Origin of the sequence: Pseudovibrio sp. Ad26 (assembly GCF_001623285.1) — a bacterium.
In the GTDB taxonomy this organism is placed as follows: domain Bacteria; phylum Pseudomonadota; class Alphaproteobacteria; order Rhizobiales; family Stappiaceae; genus Pseudovibrio; species Pseudovibrio ascidiaceicola.
The window spans coordinates 126229-141377 of record NZ_LMCE01000050.1; the positions used below are offsets into that span (position 1 = coordinate 126229).

Below are 15149 nucleotides of genomic sequence, written 5' to 3' on the forward strand. Positions count from 1 at the left end.
AAAATCGCTATTCTGCTTTGGTAGAGCTTGTTCTCCCATACGGTATGACTACACTTCCTTTGGAATTGCTGCAGAGGATATTTTATGCGTTCAGATACCCCCATTCAAATGTTCGTCGACGCGGGAGATCACAAGATCTGCCTTCATGAATGGGCGGGCGAAGGTCCTACATTCCTACTTCTACATGCCACCGGTTTTCATGGTCGTGTTTGGGATTACATCATCAAACATTTTCCTGGCCGCCACGTTCTAGCATGGGACATGCGCAGCCATGGCCAGAGTGACAATGCGGCCTTGCCAAAACTCTGGACTGATCTGGGAGAAGATCTTTTCGCTGTGATCGAGCAACTCGGGCTCAAGCAGGTATACGGTGTCGGCCATTCTTGTGGAGGTCATTTGTCTATCTTGGCAGCTGCCAAGTTTCCTGAACTCTATAAAAACATTCTTCTGTTGGACCCGGTCGTGTTTCCAAAACCGCTGCTTCCGTTCTTTAAGCAAATAGCAGATCAGGACCATCCAGTTGCACGCCGCCGCAACCAGTGGGCGGATGTAAGCGAAATGTATGAGCGCTTCAAAACCCGCAAGCCATACAACAGTTGGTTGCCTGAGATTCTGCAGGATTACTGTGACCACGGTTTAGTCGCATCAGAGCAGGGCGAAGGATACCAGCTTGCTTGTCCACCAGATGCAGAGGCTGAGGTTTATCGCACTTGTTACGGCGATCATATCTATCCGCTTCTGGATGCTGTGACTGTGCCAACTACAATTGTGCGTGCGCGTCGTCGGCAACCGGACGAGCCTTTGCATGATTTCTCGCCGTCTCCCACCTGGGAACTGCTGGCAGAAAACATGCCCAATGCGAAAGACATTTACGTTCCTGATCACACCCATTTCCTGCCAATGGAAAATCCAGCCGCCATTTTGAACATGATGGTTCAGATGGAGAGGGGAGAGGACATACAGTGGCGGGGTGATGGAGCTATTTTGAACGACATGTAACAACACGTTTGGCAGCGAACTTTTGTGAAAACAGAACCTGCCAAGTCAGGGAGGGAATATGGGGAATTTCGAAATACACGGCGCGTTGGGTTCACCGTACTCAATGAAGGTGCGTGCAGCATTCCGAGCTAAACGCATTCCACACGCATGGAAACTCTGCGCGCCTATGGGACCAAACAGCCCAATCAAGCATGTAAAAATTCCAGTCATCCCTGTCGTCAAATATCCGGATGAAACCTGGATGAACGACTCCACTCCGCTGCTTCTCGATCTGGAAGAAAAAGGGGAGGGGAGATCGCTTGTTCCTGACGATCCGCTCCTTCGGTTCGCTTGTTACCTGATTGAAGACATGGCAGACGAGTGGCTTGTGAAAGCCATGTTCCATTATCGCTGGTTCTATGAGGAAGATCGAAAGATCGTGCCAAGCTGGCTGCTTTATGATGCGTGTCTTGGTCTGGATGAAAAAACCATCAAGGCTATGGGCCAGCAATTTGGTGCACGCCAGATCAGCCGCATGCCGAAGGTTGGATGCACGCCAGAAACAGCACCGATCATTGAAACCTCCACCAAACGAATGCTTGGCATTCTGGAGCAAGCGGTTCTATCCAAGCAGCACTTCTTATTTGGTGATATGGCTTCCATGGCAGACGTGGCCCTTTTCGGTCAGCTCTACCAACTCAAAGACGACCCAACTCCGTCTGCCATGTTGCAAAAGGAGTTCCCATTTGTGTTCCGCTGGCTGGATCACATTGATGATGCCTCGGGCTTCGACGGCGAGTGGATCACCGAGCTCACTCCGGCAGTCAAAGACTTGCTGAAGATGGTAGGCGATACCTATCTGCCATTCCTAGCAGCAAACTCCAAAGCTATCGACAAAGGGGAGGCGACCTTCACTGCAGATCTGCCGGAAGGTTTCTTCACGCAGGACATCTTCAAATACCAGAAGAAGTGCCTCGACCGACTGCGGGATGAGTGGGCGAAGCTGACACCAGAGCATCGCGAAACGCTGAGTGAGTTCCTCATTGGGGGAACGGAGATCCTCGACTGCTCACTGGCTCAAACCGCTTCATAGAAATCCGACTTGGCAGCAATTGTTGGCAGCTGCCAAGTTCTCTACTCTCTGCCAACCTTGCTCGCCTTATCTGTGACTTTTCCCCAAAACTGGCGGAAAACTGCCATAGTGTGCATCAAAGTGTATCCGTGAGCAGCGGTTATCTGCCCAATTTGTAACTGAGTTTGTCAGAGTGCACGAGAGGCGACAGCCGATTACAAAACTCAAATTGCTCAAATTCTACTGATCCCCGATAGTCCCTTCAACGCAATCAAACAGTGTCTTTATCCCAAACAGACGTGTTGAACGACCGAACCACCGGAGATCAGAATGAAAAGAATTGCTATTGCAAGCGCCGCCCTTGTTACTCTGTCCGGCGCAGCTTTCGCCGATGCTTTGACTTTCTATGACAGCAACGGCACCAAGACGATTATTCAGACAAACTCATTGACCGGATGCGTTGCCATTTATGACTCCGGACGCAATCCACTCCAGATCTGCCGAATGAATGCGGCCCCTGCTGCAGTTGTTGTACCAGCCCCAACCACAACAGTTGTCACTCCGGCCCCGGTCGCTGTCGCCCCCAAAGCATGGGACCGCCGTCAGGACAGAGCAACCGCGCGCCGTGTCATTCGCAGAACCGAAGCTCGTCAGGATCTTTTTGACTAAGCTTCACCTTTAAAGTTGCCTTAAATCCCAATGCTGGCAACTGTGCCCGCCTCCTATCCGAGGCGGGCATATCTTTATGAAAATGCGAAATAACCTGACTAGAATATTTCCCAATATTTTTAATGGGTTAGTGAAAGTGTAACGACCTGTCACAAGGAACGGAACGAAGACGTTCTCTTACACTATTTGGTTTGCACTTAACGCAGCGTCCGCGCACAGTTTCAAAACATAGCCCAATTACAAAAACAGGAGCCCCCATGTTCAAGGCAATAGCTCTCTCCCTGTCCCTCCTATTCGCAGCACCTCTCATTGCTCATGCTGATCCTGGCAAAGGTCAGCGTTTGGAAATGATGGCTGAAAAGCTGCAGCTGACCGAGGAGCAAAAAGAAAAAGTTGGCCCGATCATGAAGCAGTCCATGGAAGAACGCCGTGCAATTTTGAAAGGTGCCGGGATTGAACGTGGCAAGAAGCCAACAATTGCGCAACTGCGGGAAGTCCGTGGCCCAATGGAAGCGTCCAGAGAAAAGATGAATGAGCAGATGGCTCAGGTTCTCAGCGCAGAGCAGATGGAAAAATTCAGCGCAATGCAGCAGGAAATGCGCGATAAAATGAGAAAGAAATTCAAAGAAGGCAAATAAGACAACACGCCGATAAAAAGGGAAGGGGAGCAAATGCTCCCCTTTCATATCAACCAAGTATGGTTTCAACTTTCCGCTTCAGGTCCACCATCGCTTCCCGATAAGGTCCTGGACCAAAACTTACCCGCGAGACGCCAAGCATCCCGAGTTCTGAAATCTCAGGCATACCCTTCATCATGTAAGCATTGACTGGCAGAGGGACATTTTCGCAAATCCGTGCAATCAGATCCCGATCCGTTAGGGCAGGGATGAAAAACCCGCTGGCCCCAGCCTCTGCATAGCGTTGACCGCGCAGTATTGCATCCTCAGCAAGAGCAGCATGTTTGCTTGCGTCTGGCTCCTGCAAAAACAAGTCTGTTCTCGCATTGATGAAAAACGGAATACCTGCCTCATCCGCAGCCTGCCGAAAAGCAGCAATCCGCGCGCATTGCTCATCAACGGAGTAAAGGCCAGCTCCCTGGACCTTTTGGTCCTCAAAATTTACACCAACCGCACCGGTTTTGATGATCCGGGCCGCATTTTCCTTCACATCCGCAGCGCTATCTGCATAAGCGCCTTCAAAGTCGAGAGAGAAGGGAACATCCACGCTTTCCGCGATGCGGCTTGCGATGATCTCAACCAGCGAAAGCGGGATCTCTTCGCCATCACCATATCCATGAGCCGCAGCGACAGATGCACTTCCCGTTGCAACGGCCTTGGCACCTGCCTTCGTGGCGGCCTGGGCCGTGCCCGCATCCCAAATGTTGTAAAGGACGATTGGTTCGCCTTTTTTATGCAAAGCGGCGAACTGTTTTGCTTTATCAGCCTGAGACATCAATAAGGCCTTTCGATCTTGCTATTTTCAATTCAACATCAATCAATTTCTGCTTGCGCCAAAGCCCACCACCATATCCGGTGAGGCCACCATCCATCCCAACAACACGATGGCACGGAATGACAATGGCAATCTGGTTTGCTCCATTTGCACGGGCAACAGCGCGGGTAGAACTGGGTTTCCCAATCTGTTTGGCCAGCTGGCTGTAGCTTTTGGTTGCGCCGATCGGAATACGGCGCAGTTCGCGCCAGACATCCTTGGTAAACTCAGTTCCGTGCATCACCAGCGGCACGTCAAAATCCAGTCGTTTGCCCTCAAAGAACTCTCGCAGTTCTGAGGCGATCTGGTCGGTTGGCGCAGTCCGGCCAAGACCCAGATCTCCCTTAACTTGCTTACGCAGACGGGCAAGTTCTGCAGGCAGTGCTTTGCGGTCAGCAAACTCCAGCAGATGGAGCGCACGATCATCACTCACGGCAATCATTGCACCAAGCGGTGTATCGAACCAATCCGCCTTAAGGAGACCATCGCCTTTCAGTTCCGCCGGTTTACATCCCAACAAACGGGCAAATGCTTGCCGGAAAGCATCCGGAGACGAAAACCCTGAGGCCAGTTGTGCATCAACCACCTTGCCCCCGTCGGAAAGCGTCTCAAATCCATCGCGCAACCGAGAAAGCCGCGCCATTTCCAGAAACGTAATCCCAAACTGGCGCTTAAAGCTGCGACGAACCGTCGAAGGATCTAAGCCAAGCCGTGCGATATCTGCCTCGGACCATTTGTGTTGCGGTTTGGCCTCAAACTCACAGAGCAGACGCGTCACCACTTCATCATTGTCGGCGGACGTACCCACCGGATGGCAGCGTTTGCAAGGCCGGAAACCTGCTTCAAAGCATTCGGAGATAGTCTCGAAGAAACAGCAGTTCTCAAACTTTGGCTTACGGGCTGGGCAGGTGAGGCGACAGAACACTCCGGTTGAGCGTACGCCAACATAAGCCCGGCCATCAAAGTCCGGATCTCGGTCAATCAGTGCCTGATAAAGCACTTTGTTATCTGGAAGTTCAAAAAGCATAGTTTCTTATAAATCCAGATGCCCCCAAATGCGCACGGTTTTCGGGCGTCTATTAAGGACATCTGCTTTCTTGTTTTCCGAGCATCTGATTAAGGCTAATCAATAACAGCTTACAGCAAAGCGCCGGATGCAGAAATTATGCAGTACCGGTTGCGTGCAGGGTCAATCAAAATTCAGGTTTGCAATGCGAACCTGCATGACGCGGGCAGGGGTGTAAGTGTCGGCAATGACTTCAAACTCTGTCTCTCCGCAATCAATGAAGCCCAGTTTCTGATAAAACTGCTTGGCTTCCTCGTTTCCTTCGAGCACATAGATTCCGGCAACTTTATCTGCGGGAAATTCAGAGACCGCCTGTTTCATCATCAGCCGGCCCAACCCTTTGCGCTGAAAGTCGCTGGCGAGATAGCAGGCCCAGATGAAAACCACTTCACCGCGAAGGGCACAGGCAAGAGAACCAACAATTTTTTCCTCGCTCTTCGCAAGATACAGCTTGCCATGTTCGCCGGGATCAACACCGCCCAAATCCTCACTTTCCAGCCTGGCAACCAACTGTTTTGTCAGCTCGGAACCCAACTCTTCCTCATGAGCTAATGTCCAGGCCGTTGCGAGAAAATCACGCAGCTCCTGCTTATCTTGCTCCTCAAACAAGGAGATCAGAGGCATTTGCGTTGTAGCTGATCCATGGTCCATGAGTTTCACATCCAATTCTAATTGCAGTCCGACGTCAGTTGTCTGCAGCAGATGATCCAGAGGCAGCCAGACCAAACAAAGTGCGGTGCAAGGCTAGCTTTCCATCAATCGCGCGGTCAACACAAGCACGGAAATAACCCGCCGGTCGTGCAATGCTTTCTGGATCACGTAGCGCCTTTTCAACCGTAGTGATCAAAACCGCAGAGGCCGTATAATCACCAACCCTGTTTCGCGCATCAAACCAGCCTTTTTGAGAGAGGCCAATCAGCAAACGCATGTCATCTGAGGCATCAATCAAACTGCTCCAGCTGGAAAGGTCGAGCCCAATTGCAGCTTGGGTTTCTGCTGTTGCTGAGCTGATCAATCCAAGGGAGACCTCTGACAGGAGAGGGGAGAATGGCTCACTTTCGTGAGGATCAACATGTTCTGACCAGTTCAGACTTTCAGCTTTGCTTAGTTTCTGACTTGTGGCACGAGTTTCGCTTTTTGGTTCCTTTTCGGGAGCCATTTCAAATCTGGTGTAACCTGATTTGTCAGTATTTATGTATGTGTCGTTAGACACGTTCTGCTGTTGTTTACTTTTAATCCAAGAGTCTTGAGAGGTTGTATTATTATAAGGGGTGACATTGCTGTCTTCTGCGCATGACATTTTTGATTTTCTATCAAAAAAAACATCAGCTTCATTCAGATCAACAGTTCCCTTTTCAGCTGCCATATCGTTGTCTTCAAAGCACGCCACCAAAAGCTCATGAAGCATGATCAATGCCTCAGCGCGATCAACAACACACATTGGCTGGTCCATCAACTCGTTGAATGCGGATGCAATCTCTGAGACTTCCAGCTCTTCCAAATGAGCAAGGCGGAACAAGTCTGCCATAGCCCGGGAAAGACGGCTGATTGTGCGCTTGGCTTCTTTTTCCTGGGCAAGGCGAGCTGCGAACTCAGCGCCGATCTGCTTCAGCTCAGCTAAACGTTGGCGTGCAGGAGAAAAGTCCAACCCGTAACCACGCTCAATCTGGCGGTCTTCACCCGCACGGTAGATATACCGCCGCCCGGTTGGGCTGTCTTTGTAAGCAAGAACGCCAGCTTCCACCAGCCTGCGCAACGAGCGCACGACCGTACGAGAGGAGCGGCTGACATATTCAGCCAGTTTTTCATTGGAAATTGCGACCAGCGGACGGCGGTCCTGTGACCAGTCCTCTGCAGCCGTCAGGCCAATCAGAATATCGAGAATATGATAGGTCGTACCATCAATTCCCAAAGCAGGCGCGGCCTTCTTCAAAGCCATCGCAACTTCTGATTTTGTCGTCTTTACAATGTCATTGGCCATCGCCAGTTTTTGACTGGCAACCATTGCCGGCGTCAGTTTTCTGAACGACGCCACTGAACCAACAGATTGCATAGCTACACCGTTCACCTACTAAGTCTAGTAGGTGTTCTCATGGGTCAGGACGCAAAACATCCTCCCCAAACTGAGGATAAACGGGACAAACTGGCGATTAGCATGCAGAAAGACGCTTCAACACCTTGGTGGAGGGTTGATTCGTACCGCGTCTCGAAGTAATTTGAAGATGCAAAAAAGGGTTACATCGAGCGCTATCGTTTGTTTGTACCCAAGGAATTTCGGTCTTGTTGATTGCCGTCAGCAGGACCGTTTTTCTTTGGAAGAGACGTAACTAGACCGTCATACATCCTCCTTCAGAATTTCTTCTTCAAACTCATCCATCAGATCCGGCAGACGGCGCTTCAAAAACGCGGCGAGTTCAGGCTGCTTTTTCGCATCCACCTGAAAGCGCAGCGCATTCGGGCCGTCCTTCATCAGGATCTGCTTATCGCCAATCCAGCTCTTAGCAGCTGTGGCGATAGAACCAGTTGTTACCGCTGCCGTTGTTTCGGCAGACTTGCAGGCAGACAGGATCGCGCTAAAGCGCTCGTCGCTTGCAGAAAGCTCGAAGTCGGCACTGATCATCACTGCATCAACACGGGCCTTGAACGGATCAGGCAACTGGCCGTGAGCGAAATGTCCAGCAAGCTCTTCCCATCTTGGCCGCCCGATCTTTGGCGCCGGGCCAATCTCGCGGACAAATTCTTCTGGCAGCGCATTCATCAGCTTGAGCAGCTTGGATACGGTGGTCGCGTCCTTGCCAATCGCTTTGGAGATGACAGTCTGCGGAAATGTTTTTGCCAGACGAGAGGCAAACAAAGCGGTCTCGATGAACGACAGGTTCTTCCGCTCATGGTTTTCCTGACCTTGAGCAATCAGAAGAGCTTCGTCGGAAAGCTCTTTGATGATCCCGCGAACCGAGATGCCAAGGTCTTTACAGGCGCGCCAACGACGGTGACCAAATGCGATCTGGTAGCGATCCGGCATGTCCGGATGCGGGCGCACCAGAATAGGCACTTGCTGGCCGCTGGCAGAGATGGAGGCTTTGAGCTTCTCAAAATCCTCATCATTGGCCACGACCATACGGTCAGACACAAAGGATGGGTCCAGATCTTCCGTGTTCAGCTCATGCGCAACACTGCCCTCTTCGATCATCTGGCGCAGTTTTTCGTTTTCCTTCTCCACGTTGGAGAAGGTGTTGCGCATGGACTTGATCGCACCCGGCGAGACGCGTTGCTTGGTTGTCGCCGTCATGGATGGGGCAGGGCCGGGCGACTTCGCCAGCTCAGCCGGATCAACACCGCCAAACATGGCACGCATCTTCTTGGAACGATCAGTTGCCTTGTTCATGGACGACCCCATACCTGTTTGATCAGTTGGAACACTTCCGTATTGGCTGCATCGACCGATTCAAGAGCACGATTGAGTGTATCGCGGGTCATGTTTCCGCGCTCAACCTCATAAAGGCTCTTCTTTTCCAGGCCTGCATTGGCAATCGCTGTGGTCTCCACAATGGACGCTGCCAGCACATCCTCACCAAAAAGACCTCTCAAAAGCGCTGCAACGTTCACCTGCGGCACATCATGAGGTGTATGGCGTGTGAGCAAGTAGCGCACGAAATCGTGGCTCAGGGTGCCGCCAGCCTCTTCAATCACCGCCAGCAATTCTGAGGTCATGGAGAGGAACTGGTTCATGGATGACACGTCCAGCATGGCCGGATGCACGGTGATGACAATACCGGTCGCGGCATAGAGCGCACCAAGGGTAAGGTACCCCAGCTGTGGCGGCGCATCGATAAGCACAACATCATAATCATCTTCCACCTCCTTCAGGACGGTCGCCATGCGGCGGAAGAACATGCCATCGCCGCGCGAAAGCCCCTGAGCAATTGCTTGCGGGGTTTCGTGCTCATATTCCATCAGTTCCAGGTTACCGGGGACAAGATCAAGCCCATCAAAGTAAGTTTTGCGGATAACATGGCTGAGTGGAACGCGCTCCTCGTCGTCATAACGGATCGCGGCATAAAGCGTCTGGTTCTCGTCAACATCGAACTCTGGCTGATACCCGAACATGGCAGACAAAGAGGCCTGCGGATCAAGGTCGATGGCGAGCACACGCAGGCCCTGAAGCGCAAGATAGTGCGCTAAATGGACGGTTGTGGTGGTCTTTGCAGAGCCGCCTTTGAAGTTGGCGACGGCCAGAACCTGCATCTTCTCGCCATGACGGCGGCGCGGGTCCAGACGCAGGGCATCTGCAGGGCGTTTTTCAGCCAGATAACGACGTAATTCGTTGATCTGAGGAAGGGTATAAATGCGTCTGCCGTTATCCAGCCTTTCGGGGATAACTGCTTCGCCGTTGAGTGAAAGCTGGCGCAAACTGGATTCGGCAACGCCGAGCAGGCCTGCAACCTCGCGCGAAGAGAACGTCTTCAGCTTCTTCATAGCTTCAGGCGGATACATCTTCTCCCTTAAGGATTGCAGTTGCCGTGACAACAAGTCAGAATGGCGTGCAATCTTCTCAGCAGAAGTTTCATCATGTTCAGCAGCGAGCAGCATATTGCCTCTTAACCTCTATGACGGTTTTGAAGTTCAGAGCGAAAATAATCCGTCACAGCGCATCCTTCTCCGTTTCAAAACCCGCGTCAATATCTTTATAGTTAACGAGTATTAACCAATATTAAGAGATCGTTAAGGTTCTTTCCGCTGTCCTTGTACTGCGGAACCGGAGAATTACCAGATATTGCGTAAACCACCGATTTTACAGCAACATTTCCATAATAAGACAGAACAATCTTATTAAGAAACGTCACTTTCGCCAAGCCAACAAAAAAACCAGGACATGACGGTTTATGTGCAAAAATCGATGAAATACCGATTTGACAGTTCGAACCTTCCTCTCAACCGGCAGTGTACACGTGAATCAGTCATAGATTCGCACTGAGTCGTAAAGCCCCCAAGTACACGCAAAAACCTAAACCATTAGAGCTTTCCCAAGTTCCGCAAGGCTTTGGCGAGGACCTGTCTTGTATGGTCCGGCCCAACCGGTTTCGTCCGTTTTGTCTTGATTTCCAGCTGATCTTGGGGGGCCTGTGGTTTCCGCTGTCAAACTTCATCTTTATCGTGTGTCCAGTTCAAGCAATGAAGTGGTCTTTTCCAAAGGTGCCCTTCAAAAAATCGGCGCCACAGCTGGTGAACACCTGTCCTTCAAGATAGGTGCCTGTCACCGATTTTCTGCCAAAACGGCAATCAACATCGAGCGCAGGTCAGCCCTTGGCCTGCCAGCAGATGTGTTTGACGAACTCGGCCTTGCACTTATTGATGGCCTTCACGTTAAGCGGGACGGGGACACCATCCACATCGGCCCAACCATTGGCATCATGGGAGCGGGCAAGTTCGATCCTGAACGCCGCCACCAACAGGACATGCTGAAATACGCACAAACCCGCGGCTACATCGCCTTTCTTTTTTCGCCTGAGGATTATAACTGGGCGACAAACACGATCACCGGAGAGACCATGCCCGGTCACCGTCAACCCGGTCTGCCCCTGCCCACCGCCATTTATAACCGCATTCATACCCGTGATGAGGAACATAAACTGCGCGTGGAAGCGGTGAAGAACAGAATGCGGGCATTGGGCTCTCACATCTACAACCCCGGTTTCTTTAATAAATGGGAGGTGCATGAGCATCTGATGTACGGGCAAAAGCTGCGCAAGTATCTGCCTGAAACCCACCGTGCACCAACGCCGCCCCTTTTAAAGAAAATTCTGGACCTTCATCACTCCGCTTATCTCAAGCCCGTTGACGGGCGAGGGGGTAAACTGCTGATGCGCTTGTCCAGGCGCGATAAAGGCTACCGCTTGCAATGGTTGACCGACTTGTCGTGCCCACATGCAGATTTCATGCAGCTGGAAGACGCCTTTGAGTTTGCCTTCAGCCACACGTCACTGGATCAGTATCTGGTGCAGCAAAGTCTCGACTTTTCCTCCTTCGATGGCCGGTCCGTTGATTGCCGCGTTCAGATGCAAAAGGACATCAGCGGCACATGGCGCTGCCTGATGATCGGCCCAAGGGTCTGCGCGCACGGCTGCATCTCCTCTCACTTCAGTCAGGGCGCGGATGTGATTAATCCGGATGATTACTTCACCAACGCATTCGGCAAGAAGGCAGAAGCAGTGAAAGCAGCAGTCGAGGAATGTGGTTTCGCCATTGCCCATCGTATGGACGCCTATCACACCTCTCCAATCGGGGAATTGGGACTGGATATAGGTGTCGACAAAACAGGTTGCCCGAAACTTCTCGAGATCAACGCCAAGCCCGGACGCATGATCTTTCTCGATCCAAGCCACGCAGAAGCAAGAGTGACAACGCTGGAGGCCAGCATCGACTATGGCGCGTTTCTTTCCGGCTTTGGTGAAGAGCCTGAGTGACGCGCCTCAAAACTTATAGATGTCGGGAAGGTCTTAGCGCTCCGGTTACTTTGATTGCTGTTTCGCCTGTCTGCCTCTCCTGTGTTGAGCAAAAACATACGGGATCTGTATTAAAACAACTCTTTGAGCATCTACGCGAGCAAGATCACGACGAGAGTTCAGTCGCATCTGGAGGTCACTGTGGCGCGGAAACTAAATGAAACCTCAGCAGTCATCGTCGGAGGCACATCCGGCATCGGATTTGCTTCTGCCAAAACACTCCTCCAATCCGGTCTTCAAAAACTCACCATATGCGGGCGCGATGTCACCAAGGGCCGCAATGCTCTGAGCAAACTTGCAGCAGAATTTCCCGGCGCATATTTGCATTTTGTGCAATGCGACGCCTCAGACCCGGAGCGCACAGAAACCGCCATTACCCATGCAGAACTGGCTATGGGGCGAATCGATGTACTGGTCAGCACGGCTGGTGGAGAACTCATCCCCAAACCATTGCATGAAATAAAACTGCAAGAGCTCATGCCCACGGTCACCTCACTCATGAGCAGTATCCTGCACCCAATTCATGCGGTTTATCCGGTTATGACCAAGCAACGCTGCGGTTCAATTATTTGTTTAACCTCGGATGTTTCCATAATCCCGACCTTTGGCAGCACAGCCGTAGGGTCTGCAACAGCAGGCATCTCCATGTTCTGCCGTGCCCTAGCGGTAGAAGCCAAACAGCATTGCATCCGGGTCAATTGTGTCAGCCCAAGTGTTGTACGTGGAACCCCTCTTTATGATAAGCTTCAAAGAGATCCTTTTGCTGCAAGCCTCATCTCAAAAGTCGAGCAGAACGCTCATCTGGGCGTCATCAGACCCGACGAAGTAGCCGAAGCGATCAACTTCCTCGCCGGTCCGGGCTCCGCTAAAATAACAGGACAAATCATTAGCGTTTCCGGAGGAGGTACACCGATTTAGTTTTACAGGTCATCAGTCCTATGGAAAGTTTAGAACGCACTTTTACCCTTTCTGAAATGAGCAAAACCCCCGATTTTATTCCCACCATTGCCCATCGCATCTGGCAGGCGTGGTGGCGAGATAAGGGTGTTTTGCAAGACGAGATCGAAGTCAAAGTCCGTGCAGCTCTTTGTCCTGAAGCTGTCCCCACTGCCTTTGTTGCCCATCGTAACGGAACCTACCTCGGCAGTGCCTTACTGATTGAAAGCGACTTTGCCGCCCGTCCTCACCTGACCCCATGGGTTGCCGCTGTCTGGACAGAGGAAGTGCAACGCCGCGAAGGCATTGGCACAGCCCTTGTGGCACGTCTGGCTCAACTGGCTTTTGAGAGCGGGCACTCACGTGTGTATTTGTGCGCCTCTGACGACAACACGCCGTTTTATGAGAAAATGGGGTGGCGCGTGCTTGAGTATCACGTCAAACAATTGAACGTGCTGGCGCTGGATAAACCTGGTTCGTCATAAGCTGGGTGGGCGAAACGCCAAGCCGTTTTTTGAAGGTCGAGCTCATATGCGCGTGGGATGAAAATCCGCAGGCATAGGCAACCTGACTGAGAGAAGCATGTGGTGTGCCAAGCAGTTTGCGCGCTCGCGCCACGCGCCGCTCCAGCACGTAATCGTGTGGCGTCTTGCCTGTGGCTCCTTTGAATGCACGATTAAAGAAGCCAGCAGACAGATCCACACACGCTGCCAGATCAGACATGGACATCTGCTGAGCAAGGTGGTCTTCGACAAACTCCTCCACGCGCTTCAGCCGCGTATCCGTCATGGATGTTGCAGATGGAGGGTCTTCATGTTCTCCCGCCTGCACCCGCTCAACCACATCCAGCAGAGCATAGAGCTGAGCTTCAATGGCCAGAGTATCTTGAGGTTCTGCTGAAAGAAGTGCCTTGCGAAGATGAAAGGCAGCTTTAATCGCATCGGGCGAGATGGCATGGTTGAAGCGCAGCTGTTCGCCGCGATCAGGCAGGGGTTCAGCTGGTACCGTAAAAGTCAGGTATTCCCCGCCGCGTTCACTCTCAGAGGTGACATCGCATCCCATAGGCACAAAGGCGAGGCTGTTGGGCCGCGTCCAGAAATCAACCCGGCGGTCACTGTTAAAAGAATGCGCCCCCCGCTGACTTTCAAACGCAAACCCGATTGAGGCCCGAGCCGCCGTATAGGCAACAGCGTAGGCACTGCTTGGCAAAAGCTGCAGCTTCCACTTGCTGATTATGTCCTGCCCTAAGCTCATAGTCTCAATTTCTTCAATGGGTTCTTCTGATTTCCAACGCCTTATTTATAAGCCGTCAGGCCGCGTGTAAACAAGGGGCCATCCTCAAGGAACTTTAGGTCAGTATTTTGAAAGCCATGGCCAGTGGTGGGTTTTAAGTTGTTGGCAAAGTGTTTCTAACTGCCAAAAGGAAATTCAATGCCGCTGTTTTCGCTAGAGGATCTTGAAGCTGCTCACACCACTGTTAAGCAGTTCGTCCCTGAGACCCCGTGTTATGCATGGCCATTATTGAAAGAGCGTACAGGTGTTGATGTTTTTGTGAAGCATGAAAACCATACGCCAACAGGCTCGTTTAAGGCGCGTGGTGGGTTCACTTATGTGGATGCCTTGATGAAGTCCGCGCACAGGCCCACTGGACTGGTGACGGCAACACGTGGCAACCATGGTCAGTCCGTTGCCCTTGGCGCAAGCCGTAATGGCATTCCTTCTTACATTGTTGTGCCTGAAGGCAACTCGCTGGAAAAGAATGATGCCATGCGCGCCTTTGGAGCCAATGTGATCATTGCTGGCAAGGATTTTGACGAAAGCCGCGTAATTGCGCAGCAACTTAAGGAAGAGCATGGCTACCATATGGTGCCTGCGTTCCATGAAAACCTCGTCAAAGGCGTCTCCACTTATGCGCTGGAACTGTACCGTGCGGTTGCAGATCTGGATGTTGTCTATGTCCCGATTGGCATGGGCTCTGGCATCTGCAGCCTGATCACCGTTCGCGACTTACTCGGCCTGAAAACCAAGATCATTGGTGTGACCGCCAAAAACGCAGCTGCCTTTGCGCTGTCCTTTAAAGCTGGCGAGGCAATCCAGACAGATACAGCCAACACTTTCGCAGACGGTATGGCCTGCCGCGATCCGCAGGCACAGCCGCTGGAGATCATCCTGAAAGGCGCAGAAGATGTGATCAGCGTGAGTGAGGCGCAAATTGCTGAAGCGATGGCAGCTTACTACAAAGACACCCACAATCTGGCTGAAGGGGCAGGGGCTGCACCACTTGCAGGCCTGATGGCAAACAAACACAATTTGCAGGGCAAACGGGCAGGCGTAATCCTGACCGGAGGCAACATCGATCTAACCACCTTCCTGAGTGTGATGAACACCCACTTAAAGACAACCGGTGAGCTTGCACTGGCATAAGCAAAAAGGC

At 51.9% G+C, this 15149-nt stretch carries 15 protein-coding genes; 8 read left to right on the top strand and 7 right to left on the bottom strand.

Features of this window, described 5'->3' with window-relative positions:
• The first annotated feature begins 84 nt into the window (after positions 1 to 84).
• The 4 genes from PsAD26_RS11640 (at position 85) to PsAD26_RS11655 (ending at position 3357) form a co-directional block, all read left to right on the top strand.
• Complete coding sequence (locus tag PsAD26_RS11640) at positions 85 to 999, top strand: alpha/beta hydrolase (protein ID WP_063310552.1); 915 nt, start codon at positions 85 to 87, stop codon at positions 997 to 999.
• A gap of 58 nt (positions 1000 to 1057) precedes the next feature.
• Complete coding sequence (locus tag PsAD26_RS11645; protein WP_063310553.1) at positions 1058 to 2071, top strand: glutathione S-transferase family protein; 1014 nt, start codon at positions 1058 to 1060, stop codon at positions 2069 to 2071.
• Between the two features lie 309 nt (positions 2072 to 2380).
• The gene (locus tag PsAD26_RS11650) at positions 2381 to 2719 is read left to right on the top strand and encodes a hypothetical protein (protein WP_057462935.1); all 339 of its coding nucleotides are present in this window, start codon (positions 2381 to 2383) and stop codon (positions 2717 to 2719) included.
• A 257-nt stretch (positions 2720 to 2976) separates the two neighbouring features.
• The gene (locus tag PsAD26_RS11655) at positions 2977 to 3357 is read left to right on the top strand and encodes a hypothetical protein (RefSeq protein ID WP_063310554.1); all 381 of its coding nucleotides are present in this window, start codon (positions 2977 to 2979) and stop codon (positions 3355 to 3357) included.
• A 49-nt stretch (positions 3358 to 3406) separates the two neighbouring features.
• Here the strand turns inward: PsAD26_RS11655 and PsAD26_RS11660 are convergent, their stop codons facing one another.
• From PsAD26_RS11660 to repA, 6 genes are all read right to left on the bottom strand, one after another.
• The gene (locus tag PsAD26_RS11660) at positions 3407 to 4171 is read right to left on the bottom strand and encodes an isocitrate lyase/phosphoenolpyruvate mutase family protein (RefSeq protein ID WP_063310555.1); all 765 of its coding nucleotides are present in this window, start codon (positions 4169 to 4171) and stop codon (positions 3407 to 3409) included.
• Positions 4158 to 5237, bottom strand: a complete 1080-nt coding sequence (locus PsAD26_RS11665; RefSeq protein WP_063310556.1) for a trifunctional transcriptional activator/DNA repair protein Ada/methylated-DNA--[protein]-cysteine S-methyltransferase — start codon at positions 5235 to 5237, stop codon at positions 4158 to 4160. The genes PsAD26_RS11660 and PsAD26_RS11665 overlap by 14 nt, the downstream gene beginning before the upstream one ends.
• A 162-nt stretch (positions 5238 to 5399) precedes the next feature.
• On the bottom strand, positions 5400 to 5927 hold the full coding sequence (locus PsAD26_RS11670) for a GNAT family N-acetyltransferase (RefSeq protein ID WP_063310697.1): 528 nt from the start codon (positions 5925 to 5927) through the stop codon (positions 5400 to 5402).
• 34 nt (positions 5928 to 5961) lie between these two features.
• Positions 5962 to 7329, bottom strand: a complete 1368-nt coding sequence (gene repC, locus PsAD26_RS11675; protein ID WP_063310557.1) for a plasmid replication protein RepC — start codon at positions 7327 to 7329, stop codon at positions 5962 to 5964.
• 282 nt (positions 7330 to 7611) lie between these two features.
• A complete protein-coding gene (gene repB, locus PsAD26_RS11680) occupies positions 7612 to 8661 on the bottom strand; it encodes a plasmid partitioning protein RepB (protein ID WP_063310558.1) in 1050 nt (349 codons plus the stop codon).
• The gene (gene repA, locus PsAD26_RS11685) at positions 8658 to 9866 is read right to left on the bottom strand and encodes a plasmid partitioning protein RepA (RefSeq protein WP_057462928.1); all 1209 of its coding nucleotides are present in this window, start codon (positions 9864 to 9866) and stop codon (positions 8658 to 8660) included. The genes repB and repA overlap by 4 nt, the downstream gene beginning before the upstream one ends.
• A gap of 533 nt (positions 9867 to 10399) precedes the next feature.
• Between repA and PsAD26_RS11690 the strand changes: the two genes are divergently transcribed.
• The 3 genes from PsAD26_RS11690 (at position 10400) to PsAD26_RS11700 (ending at position 13200) form a co-directional block, all read left to right on the top strand.
• Complete coding sequence (locus PsAD26_RS11690; protein WP_063310559.1) at positions 10400 to 11740, top strand: YheC/YheD family protein; 1341 nt, start codon at positions 10400 to 10402, stop codon at positions 11738 to 11740.
• Between the two features lie 180 nt (positions 11741 to 11920).
• Positions 11921 to 12697, top strand: coding sequence for an SDR family oxidoreductase (locus PsAD26_RS11695; RefSeq protein ID WP_063310698.1), 777 nt, complete (start codon positions 11921 to 11923; stop codon positions 12695 to 12697).
• 20 nt (positions 12698 to 12717) lie between these two features.
• Positions 12718 to 13200 carry a GNAT family N-acetyltransferase gene (locus PsAD26_RS11700; RefSeq protein ID WP_063310560.1) on the top strand — a complete coding sequence of 161 codons (483 nt, stop codon included), beginning with the start codon at positions 12718 to 12720 and terminating at the stop codon, positions 13198 to 13200.
• Here PsAD26_RS11700 and PsAD26_RS11705 read toward each other — a convergent pair.
• Entirely contained in the window at positions 13154 to 13969 is an 816-nt protein-coding gene (locus PsAD26_RS11705; protein WP_063310561.1) for an AraC family transcriptional regulator, read from the bottom strand. The genes PsAD26_RS11700 and PsAD26_RS11705 overlap by 47 nt on opposite strands.
• A 177-nt stretch (positions 13970 to 14146) precedes the next feature.
• Between PsAD26_RS11705 and PsAD26_RS11710 the strand changes: the two genes are divergently transcribed.
• Positions 14147 to 15139, top strand: coding sequence for a threonine dehydratase (locus PsAD26_RS11710; protein ID WP_084403646.1), 993 nt, complete (start codon positions 14147 to 14149; stop codon positions 15137 to 15139).
• Positions 15140 to 15149 lie beyond the last annotated feature (10 nt).

Coding starts and splice junctions, on each gene's coding strand:
- PsAD26_RS11705 (WP_063310561.1), bottom strand. CDS start 13,969: ATGAGCTTAGGGCAGGACATAATCAGCAAGTGGAAGCTGCAGCTTTTG.
- repC (WP_063310557.1), bottom strand. CDS start 7,329: ATGCAATCTGTTGGTTCAGTGGCGTCGTTCAGAAAACTGACGCCGGCA.
- PsAD26_RS11645 (WP_063310553.1), top strand. CDS start 1,058: ATGGGGAATTTCGAAATACACGGCGCGTTGGGTTCACCGTACTCAATG.
- repA (WP_057462928.1), bottom strand. CDS start 9,866: ATGCTGCTCGCTGCTGAACATGATGAAACTTCTGCTGAGAAGATTGCA.
- PsAD26_RS11700 (WP_063310560.1), top strand. CDS start 12,718: ATGGAAAGTTTAGAACGCACTTTTACCCTTTCTGAAATGAGCAAAACC.
- PsAD26_RS11650 (WP_057462935.1), top strand. CDS start 2,381: ATGAAAAGAATTGCTATTGCAAGCGCCGCCCTTGTTACTCTGTCCGGC.
- PsAD26_RS11655 (WP_063310554.1), top strand. CDS start 2,977: ATGTTCAAGGCAATAGCTCTCTCCCTGTCCCTCCTATTCGCAGCACCT.
- PsAD26_RS11660 (WP_063310555.1), bottom strand. CDS start 4,171: ATGTCTCAGGCTGATAAAGCAAAACAGTTCGCCGCTTTGCATAAAAAA.
- repB (WP_063310558.1), bottom strand. CDS start 8,661: ATGAACAAGGCAACTGATCGTTCCAAGAAGATGCGTGCCATGTTTGGC.
- PsAD26_RS11710 (WP_084403646.1), top strand. CDS start 14,147: ATGCCGCTGTTTTCGCTAGAGGATCTTGAAGCTGCTCACACCACTGTT.
- PsAD26_RS11670 (WP_063310697.1), bottom strand. CDS start 5,927: ATGGACCATGGATCAGCTACAACGCAAATGCCTCTGATCTCCTTGTTT.
- PsAD26_RS11665 (WP_063310556.1), bottom strand. CDS start 5,237: ATGCTTTTTGAACTTCCAGATAACAAAGTGCTTTATCAGGCACTGATT.
- PsAD26_RS11640 (WP_063310552.1), top strand. CDS start 85: ATGCGTTCAGATACCCCCATTCAAATGTTCGTCGACGCGGGAGATCAC.